17 protein-coding genes are annotated in these 17,151 nt (G+C 48.9%); 7 read left to right on the forward strand and 10 right to left on the reverse strand.

Going from position 1 to position 17,151, the window contains the following annotated elements:
- Window positions 1-137: 137 nt before the first annotated feature.
- A complete protein-coding gene (sigK, locus tag PK629_10965; protein ID HOP12000.1) occupies window positions 138-812 on the forward strand; it encodes an RNA polymerase sporulation sigma factor SigK in 675 nt (224 codons plus the stop codon).
- A 137-nt stretch (window positions 813-949) separates the two neighbouring features.
- Complete coding sequence (locus tag PK629_10970) at window positions 950-1,444, forward strand: hypothetical protein (protein ID HOP12001.1); 495 nt, start codon at window positions 950-952, stop codon at window positions 1,442-1,444.
- A gap of 94 nt (window positions 1,445-1,538) precedes the next feature.
- Here PK629_10970 and PK629_10975 read toward each other — a convergent pair whose 3' ends face one another.
- From PK629_10975 to PK629_11015, 9 genes are all read right to left on the reverse strand, one after another.
- Entirely contained in the window at window positions 1,539-2,129 is a 591-nt protein-coding gene (locus PK629_10975) for a hypothetical protein (GenBank protein HOP12002.1), read from the reverse strand.
- A 154-nt stretch (window positions 2,130-2,283) separates the two neighbouring features.
- Window positions 2,284-2,991, reverse strand: a complete 708-nt coding sequence (locus tag PK629_10980; protein ID HOP12003.1) for a zinc metallopeptidase — start codon at window positions 2,989-2,991, stop codon at window positions 2,284-2,286.
- A gap of 7 nt (window positions 2,992-2,998) precedes the next feature.
- Window positions 2,999-3,775, reverse strand: coding sequence for a HAMP domain-containing sensor histidine kinase (locus tag PK629_10985; protein HOP12004.1), 777 nt, complete (start codon window positions 3,773-3,775; stop codon window positions 2,999-3,001).
- A gap of 22 nt (window positions 3,776-3,797) precedes the next feature.
- Window positions 3,798-6,035 carry a DNA topoisomerase (ATP-hydrolyzing) subunit A gene (locus tag PK629_10990; protein HOP12005.1) on the reverse strand — a complete coding sequence of 746 codons (2,238 nt, stop codon included), beginning with the start codon at window positions 6,033-6,035 and terminating at the stop codon, window positions 3,798-3,800.
- Between the two features lie 23 nt (window positions 6,036-6,058).
- On the reverse strand, window positions 6,059-7,321 hold the full coding sequence (locus PK629_10995) for a hemolysin family protein (protein ID HOP12006.1): 1,263 nt from the start codon (window positions 7,319-7,321) through the stop codon (window positions 6,059-6,061).
- A 31-nt stretch (window positions 7,322-7,352) separates the two neighbouring features.
- Complete coding sequence (locus tag PK629_11000) at window positions 7,353-9,338, reverse strand: toprim domain-containing protein (GenBank protein HOP12007.1); 1,986 nt, start codon at window positions 9,336-9,338, stop codon at window positions 7,353-7,355.
- A 38-nt stretch (window positions 9,339-9,376) separates the two neighbouring features.
- Window positions 9,377-9,967: a chromate transporter gene (locus tag PK629_11005; GenBank protein HOP12008.1), complete on the reverse strand. Its 591-nt coding sequence runs from the start codon at window positions 9,965-9,967 to the stop codon at window positions 9,377-9,379.
- Complete coding sequence (locus PK629_11010) at window positions 9,960-10,514, reverse strand: chromate transporter (protein HOP12009.1); 555 nt, start codon at window positions 10,512-10,514, stop codon at window positions 9,960-9,962. The genes PK629_11005 and PK629_11010 overlap by 8 nt, the downstream gene beginning before the upstream one ends.
- Complete coding sequence (locus PK629_11015) at window positions 10,514-11,863, reverse strand: hypothetical protein (protein ID HOP12010.1); 1,350 nt, start codon at window positions 11,861-11,863, stop codon at window positions 10,514-10,516. Before PK629_11015 ends, PK629_11010 begins: the two co-directional genes overlap by 1 nt.
- 253 nt (window positions 11,864-12,116) lie before the next feature.
- Between PK629_11015 and rpe the strand changes: the two genes are divergently transcribed.
- Window positions 12,117-12,770 (forward strand): ribulose-phosphate 3-epimerase, encoded by a 654-nt coding sequence (gene rpe / locus PK629_11020; GenBank protein ID HOP12011.1) that lies wholly within the window; start codon window positions 12,117-12,119, stop codon window positions 12,768-12,770.
- A 49-nt stretch (window positions 12,771-12,819) separates the two neighbouring features.
- Here the strand turns inward: rpe and PK629_11025 are convergent, their stop codons facing one another.
- Window positions 12,820-13,335, reverse strand: a complete 516-nt coding sequence (locus PK629_11025) for a hypothetical protein (protein HOP12012.1) — start codon at window positions 13,333-13,335, stop codon at window positions 12,820-12,822.
- Between the two features lie 83 nt (window positions 13,336-13,418).
- Here PK629_11025 and PK629_11030 point away from each other — a divergent pair, with 83 nt between their 5' ends.
- Genes PK629_11030 through PK629_11045 form a run of 4 tightly spaced genes read left to right on the forward strand, consistent with a single transcriptional unit; the run spans window position 13,419 to window position 17,143 of the window.
- Complete coding sequence (locus PK629_11030; GenBank protein ID HOP12013.1) at window positions 13,419-14,720, forward strand: SLBB domain-containing protein; 1,302 nt, start codon at window positions 13,419-13,421, stop codon at window positions 14,718-14,720.
- Entirely contained in the window at window positions 14,717-15,673 is a 957-nt protein-coding gene (locus PK629_11035; protein ID HOP12014.1) for an RnfABCDGE type electron transport complex subunit D, read from the forward strand. The genes PK629_11030 and PK629_11035 overlap by 4 nt, the downstream gene beginning before the upstream one ends.
- A gap of 4 nt (window positions 15,674-15,677) precedes the next feature.
- Window positions 15,678-16,511 carry an Rnf-Nqr domain containing protein gene (locus tag PK629_11040; GenBank protein ID HOP12015.1) on the forward strand — a complete coding sequence of 278 codons (834 nt, stop codon included), beginning with the start codon at window positions 15,678-15,680 and terminating at the stop codon, window positions 16,509-16,511.
- A complete protein-coding gene (locus PK629_11045) occupies window positions 16,508-17,143 on the forward strand; it encodes an Rnf-Nqr domain containing protein (protein HOP12016.1) in 636 nt (211 codons plus the stop codon). Before PK629_11040 ends, PK629_11045 begins: the two co-directional genes overlap by 4 nt.
- Window positions 17,144-17,151: the final 8 nt, after the last annotated feature.

Genomic DNA, 17,151 nt, shown 5'->3' on the forward strand with positions numbered 1-17,151 from the left:
GTAATCCTTTTTCCTTTATCCTTTTTGTAACACATCATTGACAAACCTACATTTTTTGCAATTTGCGGCGTTTGTGTGCATATAGTTTTAGCAATGGATATTCCCCATCGGGGGTCGTGAGAAAGGACGGCATATCGATGATGACTTTATTCGGCATTCCGCTCTCCGCACTCTTTTTCCTCGCGCTGTATATCAAAGACAAGAATGCGTTTGCGCCTCCGCTCTCCGCTGCCAAGGAGGCCGACTGTCTGCGGCGGATCGAATGTGGTGACAAGCATGCCCGAAACGAATTAATCGAGCATAATCTTCGGCTTGTGGCACATATCGCCAAAAAATTCGCCCCCTACCCGCCCGAACAGGAGGATTTGATCTCGATCGGTACGATCGGGCTGATCAAGGCCGCCGACAGCTTTGAGCGCAAAAAGGACTTTCGCTTTTCTACATATGCCTCGAAATGCATCACCAATGAAATCTTGATGCACTTCCGATCCATCCGCAAGTGCTCGAGCGACGTCTCGCTGTTTGACCCGGTCGAGACCGAGTCGGGCAGCGGCAGTGTTCAAATCATCGATACACTGATGGCGGATTTCGACCTTGAGGACACCGTACAACTCAAATTAGACGTACAGCGGCTGTATGACGCGCTCTCCTCACTGGACGAACGCAGCCACCGGGTGATTTTATTGCGCTACGGGCTGGCCGGTAATGCGCCGCTGACGCAATCCGAGATCGCGGCGCAGCTGGGAATCTCGCGCTCCTATGTCTCGCGCATCGAAAAATCCGCCCTCGAAAAACTGAAAGGGGCATTGTGATTTAACAAAACCCTAATACAAAAGCGTCCTTTCGTTAATACATGAATAACGATAGGGCGTTTATTGTCTTTTGTTATTAATTTGTGGTATAGTATATACATAAATCAATGCTGTTGAATATATGGTGAGGTGGTTTTATGAAAAAACATTCTATCATTTGTTTTATTATGATATCTGCAATGTTCGTATTGTTTGCTTGCAGCTCAAACAAAAACAGCGATTTTGCATCATCGGAACTGAATGCGCCAGAACCGAATAACACAGACGTCATATTAACGATCAAAGAATCCAATATCGGCGCTGATACTATCAGTGTTGATACAGAAGAAATAACCTTTATCATTGAAAATAAATCCGATAAAACATATGGTTATAGCAAAGATGTTCATTTGCAAAAAAAGATAAACGGCAAGTGGACTATTATCCCTACCCTTGAAAATACTGCTTTTGAAGCGGATTTGATTTCCATATCACCATCCGGAATAGGAGAACTCCCTTTTCAAATCAGCGCTTTCTACGGCAGCTTAAGCGCAGGCAAATATCGAATCCTTAAAGAAATATATCTACTGGATGATAATTTGTGTGTTATCGATACCGGTTATTATATCGCTGCCGAGTTTGAAATAGAATAACAAAGATTCCGCTTAACAAGTTACAAATCGTGTTGACAACCAAAAAGGCGACCCTGTAGGGCCGCCTTTTTAAAGATTCAAAATAAGATTGTAATTATGCCATCGGAACAAATGTGACGGCATCCATCAAGTTGTCAATCAACGTCTCGTCTCTGGCTTCGTTGCGGATCGTGTAGTTGTTATTGTAGATAAACACTTCGTCATCAAGCTGCGTGAAGATGATATGATAGTGGCGAGCGGCACGTGTTTGAATCGAATAATTCACAGAGATCTCATAGGACTCTTTACCGCCGAATGTGGTCTTTTGCGGAGTTTCAATGACCCACTCAACATTTGTATAGAGCGTACTCGCATTAACGTCGTCAATGTAATCCTGCATCACGTCATCCAACGTTCTGCCGTCAGCCAACTTTTCAACAAACTGCATAAATGCAACGCTGTCGTTATCAATCGCTTCGGAGTAATAGAAAACATTTTCAGAAATGTTTGTGGGTACCCAACCTTCGACATCGCCGACTTCAGCCGTCCATTTTTCTGCCTTTTTGACGACGGTCGTCGAAACAGAAGGCATTGAATAAACATATGAACTCTCTTCGCTGCTCTCTTCGTTTCCGCCGCAGCCCGCAAACATGACCACTGCCATGACAAGTGCCATTGTCAGGGCCAAGATACGTGTTTTTTTCAAAACAAACACCAACCTTTCAAGTTGAAAACGGTTACATAACCGTTGAAATCGGGCTTCACAACCCGCGATTTTCATCGCTCAGGTATTATAGCACGAAATTGTGAGGAAATAAAGGGGGTTTCCGGATTAAAAATAATTTCCATTTTATGGACAGTTAATTTCGCCGTCTTCCGCCAAACAAAAGCAGCAACCGTAGCAACTGAGCCAGCGATACGATCACTGCCGCTACATAGGTCATCGCCGCTGCGGTTAAGACCGATTTTGCGCCTTTGGTCTCCTCCTCATCTAAGCTGTATGTGGATTGAATACCCTCAATCGCACGTTTCGAAGCGTTGAACTCAGTCGGAAGCGTGATCAGTTGAAACAGAACTGCTGCAGAGAAAGCAATGATGCCGGCGAAAATCAATCCCGAAAAATTCATAAACAAGCCGAACAGAATCAAAATCCAAGACAGATAAGAACCGGCTTGCGCGATGGGATAAATGACGCCCCTGATTTTGATGGGGAAATACTCCTCGGCGTATTGTACCGCATGCCCCGCCTCATGTGCGGCAACACCCACCGCCGCAATGGAATTGGATTGATACACCGAATCGGACAACCGAATCACATTGGCCTTGGGATCGTAATGGTCTGTCAACTGTCCGCTTACACGCTCAATCTGAACACCAATGACACCGTTTTTACGCAGCACGGCTTCGGCTGCCTGCGCGCCGGTCAGACCCCGCATCGTCGGTATTTTCGAGTATTTTGCAAATGTGGATTTCACCTTCATCTGAGCGATCAACGAGATGATGATCGCGGGTATAATCAGGATAAAATACCATTGGTCAAATCCGATATAATAGCCAAAGGGATACAAACTTTTCTCACTTCCGTTCTTTGAGTGTTTTTAAATAACTGTCACACAGTTCCACGACTGCCGGATTAAAGCGTTCGCCGTATTGAGGGACACCGGCAGAAAACAGCAGTGTGTTATCCGTCCGCTCAGGGAGTGTGATTTTAAATTCATTTCCACTTTTACGCGCAACAAACTCCAGTTGTCCGCCGTGTGCTCTAACGATCATAGCGGCGACCGCAAGCCCCATGCCGCTGCCGTCGATGTTGTTAATGCCGCCGTTAAGTCCTTTTTCAATGCGGTCTTTTGTTGCTTTGTCAGCAGGCTTTCCGTCATCAAACACAGTGATTATCAAGCCCGCTTTCGTCTTTTTCAAAGAGATCCGAATTATTTTGTCGCAATTGTGTACTGCGTTGGAAAGCAACGCAAGCACACACTTTCTCAAGTTTTTACAATCGGCAACCGTCACAACCGGCGTCTGCGGAATATCCTCTTCAAGGCTTACTGAATCGCCCAAAATCTCGCGTGTCTGAGAACACACGGACAAAAGCAAATCCGCGATATCGCTGTTTTTGGGATAAAAATCTTCGGTCCCGTACTTATACTGCGCAAAAGCAGTATATAAACGCATAAAACGCAGCAGCCGTAAATTGTTTTCGAACAATTTGCCGATGAGTTTTTGCTCTTCATCACCCAGGTACATCTCTGCGAGATGATCGATGGCCATCATGTTGCTTGCAATCGTCTCTCCAAGATATTTTCCGGCCCGGTCGACGAGTTCGTCTACCCCTGTTAATTTCTCAGACACGGTTTTATATCCTCCATTCGTATTAGCCGAGTCCCAATTGCTCGGTTTTAATGGGCGTTCCCGCACGCGGCAATGAGAATACTTTGTAGGCCTCCATATTCTTTGTCATGCGTTGAATCTGAACGACTTTCTTTACCTTTCTTCCCGATTTCAAATTGATAACCGTCACGCCGATCGTATTTCTGCTGGTCTTGGTGTCGAGCAAGTCGGAATCAAAAACCAGGCAACGCGTGTCATTGGTATAAACCGCGAAATTTTGCGGTTCTCCCTCTTTCAGCTGCCAAATGCCCACAACTTTACTGGCTCCGCTGTAACCGCCGAGTAATTTTCGGCGGTTTTGTTTGGTTGCATAACTGCCGAGATCCACTTTGGCTGCTTTTCCGTTTTCAAAGAAGATTAACAGCGTGCCGGTATATTCATTCACGCAGGTGAAGAACACAATACCTTCTCCGTCTTCAAAACCGAGTTTTGCCGGAAGATAGTCGCCCATCGCCGAGGACTTTCCGTCTTCGAACTCATACAACCGGGCCTTATAAGCGTTTTGGCGGTCGCTAAGCACCAGAATTTCACTGTTATTCGTCGTTTCAAAGGTCGAGATGATGGCATCGCCGTCCTTTAGTTTATGTTCTCCGGCATTTTTTACGGCCATCGTCGTCAGTTTTTTCATATAACCCTCGCGGGTAAAATAAACCGTGACCGGATAATCAACCGCTTCAGGTTCAGGTGTCTCTACAGCTGTAACGGCTTCAGGTTCAAGAATAAGGGTCTTACGCGGTGCGCCGTATTTTTTAATGACCTCCTCGAGTTCGCGGATGATAATTCCGTACTGACGCTGTTTGGATTTAAAATCGAGTTCCAATTCCGCGATCTCGGCTTCAAGTTTTTCGATATCAGCCAACCGCTTCAATATATATTCACGGTTGAGATTGCGCAGCTTGATCTCGGCGACATATTCGGCTTGAATTTTGTCAATGCCGAATTCGGCCATCAAGTTGGGGATGACCATCGACTCTTCCTTGGTGTTTCGCACCGTAGCGATGGCGCGGTCGATATCGAGCAGAATCAACTCAAGGCCGCGCAGTAAATGCAATAAATCCTTGCGCTTTTTCAGATCAAAGAAAATCCGGCGCTTGACGCACTCGACCCGAAAAGCTGTCCACTCCGACAGAATCTCCTTGATTCCCATTACCATCGGCGTAGCCCCGATTAATATATTAAAGTTGGCTGAAAAAGCGTCTTCCAATGTCGTTGTTTTATAAAGTTTGGCCATTATCACATCGGGATCGGCGCCGCGCTTGAGGTCGATCGCAATGCGCAGACCCGCGAGGTCAGTCTCATCACGGATGTCGGAAATCTCCTTGATTCGTCCCGATTTAACCAGATCGACAATCTTGTCGATAATTGCCTCTACACTCGTGGTCGGCGGTATCTGTGTGACCTCGATACGGTTTTCCTTTCTATCCGCCGTATAAATCGCACGCACCTTAACGCTTCCGCGTCCGGTATTATAAATTTCTTCCAACGCATTTTTATCATAAATCAACGCACCGCCGCCCGGAAAATCAGGGGCTGTGAGGGTTTGAATCAAATCGTGATCGGGATTTTTAAGCAGGGCGATTGCGGTCTCACAGACCTCTTTCAGATTAAATGGGCAGATATTGCTGGCCATTCCGACCGCGATACCCGTATTGGAATTGACCAACACGCTCGGAAACCGAACCGGCAGCAACGTCGGTTCGGTGGTGGTGGAATCGTAGTTATCGATAAACTCGACCGTATCACTGTCGATATCGGTAAACAGTTCCTTACAGACCTCAGTCAGCTTGACCTCTGTATAACGCGAGGCGGCACAGACCATATCGCGGGAATAAGCTTTACCGAAGTTACCTTTAGACTCGACATAGGGTACCAGCAAGGCCTCGTTACCGCGAGTCATACGTACCATCGTATCGTAGATGGCCCCTTCACCGTGCGGATTGAGCCGCATAGTCTGACCGACGACATTGGCTGATTTGGTCAGCGAACCCCCTAAAAGCCCCATCTTGTACATCGTGTACAGGAGCTTGCGGTGTGAAGGCTTAAAACCGTCAATTTCCGGGATTGCACGTGAAATAATCACGCTCATCGCATAGGGCATGAAATTGATTTCAAGTGTATCGGTGATGATCTCGTTGCGAATCTCTCCACTGCCCGGAATATACGCCTCAGCGGTTTTACGCGGCGGCTTTTTTACCGTCTCTTTTCCTTTGCGTTTGGCCAAGTTTTTCTCTCCTTTTTTGAGCCCTATTCATCTTCCGTCTCTTGTTTGGGAATGCGTTTTAAAATCAGTTCGTTGGCTTTGCGTTCGTCGGCGTCGGTCACGGTGATTTCATAACCCTCGTCCGTATAATAATCGCCCTCTTCGGGAATTTTGTTGAGTTTATCGGCGATCCACCCGTTAACCGTAGCGAATTCTTCCACATCCTCTTCCGGAATGTTGATCAAAGTGGTCAATTCTTCAAGGTGAGCGCTTCCGCTGATTTTATATTCATCTTCACCTATCAATGCGATATCGGTCTCCTCTTCGGCGTCGTCATGTTCGTCGTAGATCTCTCCGACCAATTCTTCGAGGATGTCCTCCATCGTTACGATGCCCAGCGTTCCGCCGTATTCGTCGGTCACGACGGCCAGATGAGTCTTGGAGTTTTGCAGCAATTTGAGCAAAGTGGATACCGGCATGACCTCCGGCACAAAACTGACCGGTTTTATCAACTCTTCAGGGGGTTTGTTTTCAGCACGCGCATTCGCGAAATAATCCTTTTGTGTGATAACGCCGAGAATATTGTCGATGCTCTTGCGATAGATGGGAAGCCGGGAAAAACCGCTCTCCAAAAAAACTTTTTCAATCTCTTCGGCGCCGTCCTCGATATCCACCGCTTCAACCGCCACACGGGGTGTCAGAATATCGGAGGCCTGTAAATCGTTAAATTCAATGGCGCTTCGGATCAATTCGCCTTCATTATCGTCCAGTGCGCCCTCTTGGCGGCTCTCCTCGACAATAGTCAGCAGTTCCGCCTCGGTGATAGCCGTTTCCTCATGCCCTTTGCGGCTCAAATATTTCTGCCATTGGGAGAACAAAAATGAAAGCGGTGTAAGAACAATCATCAGCGCCCACATTGAACGGGCTGAAGACATCGCATAGCGCTCGGGTGACCGTTTTGCGGCGGTCTTCGGGGTGATTTCCCCGAAAATCAGCACGAGGATTGTCATTGCCACCGTCGAGACGGTCGCGCCGACATCCCCCCATAATCTGATACACAAAATCGTCGCGATGGTGGTGGCGGCAATGTTCACCAGATTGTTGCCGATCAAGGCCGTGGTCAGGAATTTGTCGTACTGTTCCAGGATCTTCAGCGCCAGTTCGGCTCTTTTTTCCCCGTTTCCCGCAAGTCCTTTCAGGCGAATCCGGCTGGCTGCGGAAAACGCCATCTCTGTTCCCGAAAAATAAGACGAGAGCAGAATCAAAACAAACAATGACAGTAATAACGGTATGTCCTCGGTACCCATAAACACCCTTTCCTTTATAACAATGGCTTGACTATGATATGTCCGCAAGATCGATATACTGCGCACCTTTTTTAGCAATGATATCTTTTCTTCCGGCGAGGTTGTCTCCCAGCAGCAGGTCAAAAACCTCCGCTGTGGTCTCGAAGTCGGTCGGCTTGATGCGAATCAGCCGTCTGGTCTCCGGATTCATGGTGGTATTCCACATCATTTCCGGCTCGTTTTCACCCAGCCCCTTGGAACGGTGGAGGATATATTTTTTACCCTCAAGCTTGGGCAAAATTTCGGCTTTCTCCTGCTCGGTGTAGGCAAAATAACTCATACCGCCGCTGATAATCTCATACAGCGGCGACTCTGCGATATAGATGAAACCCTGCTCGATCAAAGCCGGAGTCAGTCGGAAAAACAATGTCAGGATCATTGTGCGGATGTGAAAGCCGTCGACATCGGCATCGGTACAGATGATGACCTTGTTCCAACGCAGCCGGTCGATATTGAATGTCTCCACACCCTTTACGGCTTTGGTCTTCAGCTGCACGCCACAACCGAGCACTTTGATGATATCGAGAATAATTTCATTGTTGAAGATCCTGTCGTAGTCCGCCTTCATGCAATTCAACGTCTTGCCGCGCACCGGCATAATGGCTTGGAATTCGGCGTCCCTGGAGAGTTTGCACGAACCGAGTGCCGAATCGCCCTCGACGATGAAGAGCTCCCGCCGATCGACGTCCCGCGTGCGGCAGTCGACGAATTTCTGAACTCGGTTGGCGATGTCCAACGCTCCGCCGATCTTTTTCTTCAAATTGATGCGGGTCTTTTCGGCATTTTCGCGGCTGCGCTTATTGACCAGAATCTGATCGGCAACCTTGGCGGCGTCGTCGGGGTTTTCCAAAAACCAAACCTCGAGGTTGTGTTTTAAAAAGTCGGTCATGGCGTCTTGAATGAACTTGTTGGTAATCGACTTCTTGGTCTGGTTTTCATAACTGGTCTGGGTTGAGAAGGAACTCGTCACAATGGCGAGGCACTCTTCTACATCGCTGAATGTGAGTTTTTCCTCGCCTTTTGTATAACGGTTCTTACTTTTAAAATAGCTGTCAAACATGGCGACAAAGGCCAATTTGACCGCTTTTTCCGGCGCACCGCCGTGTTCCAGCGGACTGGAATTATGGAAATATTCGATGATGCGGTTGGTATTGGAATAGGTCACAGCGACGTTGAATTTTACTTTATATTCAGGTTTATCGGCACGATCCCGTCCGGTACGTTCGGCTTGCCAAAGCTTAATCGGTACGAGAGCCGTATCTCCGGTGATTTCCTTCAGATAATCGACAATACCGTCTTTAAAACAGAATTCGTGTTTCTCCGTACCGTCTGCATCTTCCCAGTTCAGATAGATGCGCAGACCGTCATTGACCACCGCCTGCTTATTGCACAGCTGTAAAAAGTAGTCCTTTCCGATGGTTATGTCGGTGAAGACCTCGTCGTCGGGCAGCCAGCGGATGCGGGAACCGGTGTGTGAATAGTCGCACTTTTTGCGCTTGAGACCGCCGACGTTTTCACCGTGCTCGAAATGCAGCGTATATTCATAATCGTCGCGATGGATAATGACATCCATCCACTTGGATGCATACTGCGTGGCAGCCAAACCCAGACCGTTCAAGCCCAGTGCATAGCCGTATCGCCCGCCGTCTTCGTTTTGATATTTTCCGCCCGCATAGAGTTCACAGAATAGCAGTTCCCAATTGTAACGGTCCTCTTTTTTATTGTATTCAACCGGAATTCCCCCGGCAAAATCCTCGACCTCAATCGAACCGTCAGTATGGCGGGTGACATAAATTTTACTGCCCCTGCCCTCTCTGGCTTCGTCGATCGAATTGGATAAAATCTCAAATACCGCGTGTTCGCAGCCCTCAATGCCGTCCGAGCCGAAAATAACGCCCGGGCGTTTGCGTACTCTGTCCGCACCTTTTAAAGCGGAGATGTTTTCTGTATTCTTTTCCTGTCTCGGCATTCTTGCCATCCACTCACTCTCTTTTTATGTTCTCTTTATAACCCCGTTTATAACAATCCTGTATAGCCTAAAACCAAACCGACCACAGCACCCGCACCGATATACCAAATCGGATGCTTTTTAATTTTGTAAGCCAATATCGCACATATGACGACCAGGGCCAATGCAATCCAACTTATCTGTGACAGCACATCCGAAAATGCAGTTACGGCAGCTCCGGGGAAAATGGCCGCTTCAATCAGGTTCATACTCGCCGCACCGATCAATCCTACTGCTGCCGGTCTCACAGTCTCAAAAGCCGAATTGACCAACAAAGAACAGCGAAACCGCTGATAAGCCTTTGAAACAATTACGATAATCACAAAACTCGGCAGGATCAACGCCAGCGTTGCGACAATGCCGCCCAAAATCCCCGCTGCATGAAACCCTGCGAAAGTGGCGGCATTGACTCCGATCGGACCGGGTGTTGACTCCGAGATTGCCAACATATTTGCCAACTGGCTATCGGTGAACCAGTCATAGCGCGCGGCGATATCGTATAAAAACGGAATGGTTGCCAATCCGCCGCCGACCGCGAATAAGCCGGTCTTGAAAAACTCCCAGAACAGGAGCAGCAGGGTCCAAAGGAACTCAGACATCTTTCGGCCCCGCTTTCCGCTTGGCTAAAAAGATTGCGATGCCGACCAGAGCCGCCGCAAGCACAAAAAGGATTGGGGACAAATCAAAGACGAGCGAACAGATAAATACAATCAGCGCAATCGAAATACCGAGCCATCCTTTGACCGACTGTTTGATTAGCCCTGCGACTGCTGCGATGACCAGTCCCGCCACGGCAATGCGGATTCCATTAAAAGCATAACGAACCGCCTCGATATCCATAAAGCGCCATAAAAAAGCGGCGATCCCCAGAATGATAATCAGCGACGGCGTGATGACACCGAAAGTCGCAAAAGCGGAACCCCAAAAACCACCGACCTTGCTGCCCACAAAGGTTGCCGTGTTGACTGAAATAATACCGGGCGTGCATTGTGAGACGGCAAAATAGTCGAGCAGTTCGTCCTTCGTAACCCATTTTTTCTTGTCGATGAGTTCCCGCTGCATCATCGGAAGCATGGAATACCCGCCTCCGAAAGTCAGCAGCCCGATGGTAAAGAAACGTCCGTAAAGTGAAAGAAGCTTTTTCATCAATAATCGCTCAGGTATATGATCTTGCCGGACATATCCACGCCCGCGATCATATATTTCATCGAACTCTTAGCCGGAAGCGCTCCGATCACCTCGACGGTCGGGACATCGGCCGAAACCGTAATCCGATAGAGTATCATGCGGCTGTATCCGCTCTCGGTGTGATAGGCCTTCATCAGGAGATTGCCGTCCGGATACAGGAATAATTCATAAGTGTTGTTGGCGGTCGTACCGGTGATCGGAATATAGCGGTTTTCCGACGGCTGGGTAAGTATGGTGGTTTTCAGGGAATACTTCCCTAGGGTATCAGGTGTATACAGATTTACGCTCATGCTTGTCCACCATGCGGAATAGGGATCCATCGAAATACCGTAAATCCAACCGCCCCGAATAATGCCGGTTCGCAGCGTCAGCGGCAGAGAAATCGTTTCGTTTGTAGCGGTGTTGACCACAATCCAACAGGTGCTGGGCTCGTCCGAACCCGGAGTAAACAGACCCGCATATACCGCGGCATTACCGGAGGAATCAACTTGAACCGTCTGGGACAACGGCGCTCCGGTGCTGATATCCACCGGAGAATAATATCCGTCTGCGACATAGAAGGTTTTTTCGGTTCTGCCCAGATTGTCAATGACGGCGATCATAAGCTTGGTCTTATATAGTTCGTTCAATTCGGTTGCGCCTGCAATTTTTTCCGCAATTGCCGCGACATATTTATCGGAATTACGGTCATAAGCCATACCGGTGATGACATATTTGCCGTCCGGATCATTTGTCACCAGCGATGTGATTTCAAAATATTTAGTTACGACCGAAAAATTGACGGTCGAGAAAAACAGGATCTGGCGATTGGCGGTAAACAACAGATCGTTGCCCGCCCAAGAAACCGTATCGAGGGCGAACATCGGCATGGCTGAGGTCGTTTTCAGACCGGTATTCATATCCAAAATGACGCCGTAATAATGATCGCTGTCGCCGGTATCGGTCTGTTTATATAAAAACAATTTGGTGCAATCGGGAGAAAGCGGTCCCATAACATATTTTTCTCCGGGCCCGAATTCGGCGGCCATGGTTGTGGTACCAACCGCATCAGTGGTGTAGACGCGCTGAATGTTCGTGCTTTCGTTATATTGGACAAAAAACTCACCCAACGCTTCCATCGAGGTCGCCTGAGCTGTTTGATCTATTGATGCAAAATTATAACTTACCGGGTCTATCGCTGCAGAGATTTCGGATATCGGGACATATTCCTCGCCGGAATCAATGACCCGACCGCAGGCCGTCATCGTGATCAGCACTGTCAGTAAAACTGCCGAACCCAGCCTTATCCAATCCCTTTTGTTCTTCATTCGGTGACCTCTTTCAAAACAAAACGATTTCAGGCATTCTAAACACCCATAAAGCAATAATACCATAACTCCCCATAAAATTCAAGCATAAAGCCTTATTATGTCCTCGTCGTTTTGAGCGGAACGATCAAATGTTTTACCGTTTGCAATCCCGCATTATATATGATATAATACAGGTAATTTTGGGCAGGATTTCCGGGTGGTGTTTCATCCCGGCGCTTTCCCGAAAACAAATTTGGAGCCGAAGACCAAAATGAGAAAAATCAAGATTGCACCTTCCATCCTTTCCGCCGACTTTTCCGCGCTTGCCGCCGACTGTGCGTCGGTTCTTGAGAGCGGGGCGGACTTGCTCCATGTGGACGTTATGGACGGCCACTTTGTTCCCAATATCAGTTTTGCCTTTCCGATTATCGCCTCGCTGCGCAGACGCAGCGAAGCTTTTTTTGATGTCCATATCATGATCATGGAGCCGCAGAAATATGTCCGCAGATTCGCTGAAGCCGGTGCAGACGGCATCACCTTTCATCTGGAAGCTGATGGAGATCCGCTTATCACCGCCCAAATGATACGTGAAACCGGAAAGACCGTCGGCGTTTCAATCAAGCCGAAAACACCCGCCGAAGCGGTTTTTCCTCTGCTGTCGGCAGTTGATCTCGTTCTGGTCATGACCGTCGAACCCGGCTTCGGAGGACAGCGCTTTATGGCCGATATGCTGCCCAAAATCGAGGCGATTCGCAAAGAAGCTGACCGCATCGGCAAAAAAGATCTCATTCTCGAAGTGGACGGCGGCATCGACGACAAAACGGCGCCGCTCGTTGTCCGAGCCGGAGCCGATCAACTCGTCGCGGGATCTTTTATTTTCGGCGCAAAAGACCGTAAAAAAGCGATCGCTTCATTACGGGTGTAACGAAGCAATCGCTCACAAGAATTTGCGATAAAAAGACGCCGGCTGAATTTTATCGTTGCGGACGCAAGAGTTTTCCGAACACGTCTTCATCGGCAAGCAGCATAAAATCGGAAAGACAAACACTCTCATCGAGGTCTTCCCGCAAGACGGCAAATTCCGAAATAATATTCAATTCCTGCTCTTTTTGTTCATCCATGGTCAAAAAGAACCGACTGCCGTTTTCAAACAGCTTCATTCCGCTCTTTACAGCGTACAGTTCTTCACCGCAGCGCTCCGCAAGCTCATACAGATCCGACAGACGCCCGAACTCATAAACAACCCGCTTCGGCCTTGAGGTTCGAATTAAAATCCGGCATCCGTTTTTGCGGTGATAGGCATTGACAAAATATTTATCTGCTCCGGGAAAATCAAATCTCCGTTTGCAGCCCCGGATCAGATCCGCGACCAGACGGCGGGTCGGCTCGTTGGAATAGTCCAAAGACGGAAAATCCAACCCGTAAGCGGCAAGTTCATCGGCGCTCATCTGGATGACAAAATTGTTTTCTGTTGTTGCTGTGATCTTCATTTTTTATGTTCTCGTCCTTTCAAAAGGATATATTTCGATTTTAACCGCATATAGTCCGACATTCAAGAGGTGGTTTTTGGCACATGCCCGACATCAGAGGCCGCGGGATCGTTTTGCGGCAACGCAAAAATTCGATTTTAACCGCTCCAATAAAGGAATACAGCGATTGCAAGCAGCTTTCCGTGCCGATCTCATACGGCGCAAAGGTGCTTTTTGCCATCGGCTCAGCGGTGGCTCGCAATGACTTGATTGCGGTTGACAGCGCCGCCGGAATTAACATTTATTCCCCCTGTGCAGGTGTTTTGGAAAGCATTACCGCCTGCGACCATCCGTTGCTCGGTAAATGCGATCTGCTCAATCTCACCGTTTCCGAATCCGCCGAAATCGAAAAAAACATCCAGCTCAAACTCGGTGAGGGAAAACTGTCTTATCAGGAGATTACCGGTATCGTCGATACGCTGGACGGGAAATCGCTGGCTCATAAACTCAAGGAGTTCTCCGCAGACGGCATCACAACCCTTGCGGCCGATGCGATTCAGGATCAACCGTTTGTCTGCAGCGAAAGCGGTGTGCTATATAACCATTATACGCTCGTGGAGGAAGGACTCAAAATCGCAGCCGAACTGGCCGGGATTCAAAGGACCGAGGTTTTCGTCTATTATCGGCGTGACAGAGGAGAGCCCGAACTCAAGTTCGACAGTCGTATTACGGTCGTCTGCGGAAAATACCCGGCACGATATCCCTATATCGCCAAAAACAAAAAGAAAATCGGTTTTATCAGCGCACAGGCCTGTTTCGATCTTATCAAACTGGTTCGTACCGGTGAACAGCAGTTGACCACAGTCGTAACGGTCGCGGGCCATCACATCACCAAACCGTCTAATGTCCGCGTTCCCATCGGAACCCCGATCGGTGAATTGATTGATTTTTGCGAACCCGATAACAGCCCTGCCGCTGTTATTGTCGGAGGACCGCTGACCGGCAAATATACCGAAGACCTTACAACGCCTGTATATCCCGGTATGGGTGCGGTTTTGCTGTTGGAGCCAATCTCCATCCGTGAGATGGCCAACTGCTGGGGCTGCGGAGAATGCGTGCGCTGCTGCCCGGAGGGCCTGATGCCGCTCTATATTGCCCGGTTTTCAAGGCACGGAAAACTGTCGGACTGCCGGGACTTCGGCGTTCTGCGCTGCATCGAATGCGGCTGCTGCAGCTATGTCTGTACCGGTGGGTTGGATCCGATGTCTTTCATTTTAAGCGCGAAAAATCAACTTAAATCTTATCGCACGACTCAACAAAAACAAGAACTTCCCCAGCGGCGCCACCCGCTCTCGTCAAATCCCTCCGCCACGCCCGAGCTTAAAAAAGGAGGGGATCGGAAATGAAGATTATAAAGACCTCCGCTCCTTATATCAACTCCGGAAAATCTTCAAACGCCTCCATGAAACGCATGATCGTCTGCCTGGGGCTGACACTGCTGTATGCGATGTTTTTCTTCGGATTACGGGTACTCTTCAACGCTGTCGTCAGCGTATTGGCCTGCGAACTCTGTGAGCTCATTGTATCTCGTATGGTTCGCCTGCCCGGTACCGCAAAAGACCTCTCGGCTGTTGTCACCGCGTTGATTATCGTCCTGTTGCTGCCGGCAACTGTACCTATTTGGTTGATTTTAATTGCCGATGCCTTTGCGATTTTTATCGCAAAAGCGGTCTTCGGCGGTCTGGGGCACAATCCGTTCAACCCCGCAGCCGTTGCGCTGGCGTTCCTGACGGTCTGTTGGCCGAGATATATCTTTCAATATCCCACTGTGCCTCAGACACTCCCGATTTTCTCCGGTGATCTGTCAAATGTGACTTATGGGTTCTCAGTGCTGGCCTATGTCAACGCGGGTGGAGTAGCACCATACCGCCTTGCCGATATCTTTTTCGGCGCGGTACCGACGGCGGTCGGAACGGGATGCGGACTGCTTTTACTCGCCTGCTTCATATATCTCTCTGTCAAACGCACCATCCATTGGAGAATCACAACGGCTTTCCTTCTCACCTTTGCCATTCTCTCAGCCCTGTTACCGCGCGCGGGTGTTTGGTACATCTCATTGTTTTCCGAACTGTTCTCGGGTTATCTGCTGTTCGCGGCGGTATTCATGCTGACCGATCCCTCTACATCTCCGAAATCCGACATCGGCGGTATTATCTATGGTGTCATTTGTGCGATTACGGTTATACTGATGAGGCGATACGGTATTTATGAGGAGAGCTTGTGCTTTGCTTTAATCATCTGCAATGCGATTGCGCCGACCCTTGACAGATGGGTTGCCAGGATTCCGGAAAGAGGATAAAGAAATGTCCAAAAAAATGCTGCCAAGTTCAAAAAAACAAAAAAAGAGCATGCCGGCTTTTCGCCGACGGCTTCGCCGAACCTTTGATAATCAACTTGACCGAGCCATCGTGCAAAGTGCAAAAAACACGATGCGCGGGCTTGCCAGAACGGCCAATATCAAACCCGAAGAAGAAAATTTTTATGATGAACGCATGCATGATACCAGTGCCAAGAACGTCTTCAGAAACGGCCTGCTGCTTAATAATCCGGTGTTGTTCAACGCTTTCGGCGTCACCGTTCTGATCGGCGCCTGTGACACGCTGGCCAAAGCGCTGGTGATTTCGTGCATGACCCTGGCGTTAATGCTGGTCACTGAACTGCTGGCTTCACTGGTCTATAAAGACTTCGATACCCCTATGCGCATGACTGCTTATGTTCTGACCGCTGCTGTGCTGTTGGCACTGATCGCTCCTCCCATTTTCAATCGTTATCCCTCTTTAGTCTCTTCATTGGGCATTTATCTGCCCCTAATCTGTATTACCGGACTTATCACCGTGCGTTGTGAGACCTTCGCCTCAGTGAATACCGCCGGACTTGCCGCCATGGATGCAATCGGCTGTTCCAGCGGATTTGCCGCGGTAGCCATTCTCTTCGGCGTGCTGCGCGAATTCATATCCTCGAATTCGTTCGCCGGCATCGTTATCGGTCAGGGACGCACTTTCCCTGCTGCCTCAATGGCTTTTTTCGCATTTTTAATGCTCGGTCTGTTATCGGCGCTCGCACAGAGGATCAGGCGGCTCTGGTTCAGGCGTCGTCAGTCTGAGATCAACGACGCTGTCGGGGGTGATAAACTATGAGTGATTTCACCCGCTTTATAACTATGGCCATCGCCATCATATTTGCCGAAAATCTGTTTTTCTCACGCGCACTCGGTACCGAGGTTGTCATCCGGATTATGGCACGCCCAAGGGACTTTCTCAAATTCAGCTTGATTCTTACGATCGTTACGGTGTTATCCTCGGTTACGGGCTGGATGATTGATTTCGCAATCACGGCATTGGGATTCACGGTATATGCTTCCTATTATGTAGGAAAATCACTGGCCTATGTCATCGCCCTCATCCTGATGTATCTGCTGGCCGATGCGATTTTACATCGTGCCGCTCCCGCCTTTCACCGCAGCATTTCAAAAGTTCTGCCCATCGCGGTATTCAATACCGCCGCACTCGGCGCACCGCTTTTGTTGACACGCCTGCGCCCCACGTTGCTCACAGGACTGCCCGGAAGCAACTTATTAGGGGCCGTAATTTTCGGCGTTGCGGTCGGCGTCGGTTTTATGTTTGCGCTCTTGCTCATGACCGAGGGTATCCGACAGATTGAAGCGATGGATTTGCCGGACGCTTTTGACGGTCTGCCCGCACGTTTTGTCTATATCGGCCTGCTCGCGCTCGCCTTTGCGGGCGTCGCCGGCCGTCAGACATTATTATAAAAGATTAT

The sequence above is a fragment of the Oscillospiraceae bacterium genome, from assembly GCA_035380125.1.
Taxonomy (GTDB): Bacteria; Bacillota; Clostridia; order Oscillospirales; family JAKOTC01; genus DAOPZJ01.

Excerpts from the sequence above, each read along its gene's own strand:
- sigK (HOP12000.1), top strand. The coding sequence starts at position 138 with ATGATGACTTTATTCGGCATTCCGCTCTCCGCACTCTTTTTCCTCGCG.
- PK629_10970 (HOP12001.1), top strand. The coding sequence starts at position 950 with ATGAAAAAACATTCTATCATTTGTTTTATTATGATATCTGCAATGTTC.
- PK629_10995 (HOP12006.1), bottom strand. The coding sequence starts at position 7,321 with ATGGGTACCGAGGACATACCGTTATTACTGTCATTGTTTGTTTTGATT.
- PK629_11000 (HOP12007.1), bottom strand. The coding sequence starts at position 9,338 with ATGGCAAGAATGCCGAGACAGGAAAAGAATACAGAAAACATCTCCGCT.
- PK629_11005 (HOP12008.1), bottom strand. The coding sequence starts at position 9,967 with ATGTCTGAGTTCCTTTGGACCCTGCTGCTCCTGTTCTGGGAGTTTTTC.
- PK629_11010 (HOP12009.1), bottom strand. The coding sequence starts at position 10,514 with ATGAAAAAGCTTCTTTCACTTTACGGACGTTTCTTTACCATCGGGCTG.
- PK629_11015 (HOP12010.1), bottom strand. The coding sequence starts at position 11,863 with ATGAAGAACAAAAGGGATTGGATAAGGCTGGGTTCGGCAGTTTTACTG.
- rpe (HOP12011.1), top strand. The coding sequence starts at position 12,117 with ATGAGAAAAATCAAGATTGCACCTTCCATCCTTTCCGCCGACTTTTCC.
- PK629_11025 (HOP12012.1), bottom strand. The coding sequence starts at position 13,335 with ATGAAGATCACAGCAACAACAGAAAACAATTTTGTCATCCAGATGAGC.
- PK629_11030 (HOP12013.1), top strand. The coding sequence starts at position 13,419 with ATGCCCGACATCAGAGGCCGCGGGATCGTTTTGCGGCAACGCAAAAAT.
- PK629_11035 (HOP12014.1), top strand. The coding sequence starts at position 14,717 with ATGAAGATTATAAAGACCTCCGCTCCTTATATCAACTCCGGAAAATCT.
- PK629_11040 (HOP12015.1), top strand. The coding sequence starts at position 15,678 with ATGTCCAAAAAAATGCTGCCAAGTTCAAAAAAACAAAAAAAGAGCATG.
- PK629_11045 (HOP12016.1), top strand. The coding sequence starts at position 16,508 with ATGAGTGATTTCACCCGCTTTATAACTATGGCCATCGCCATCATATTT.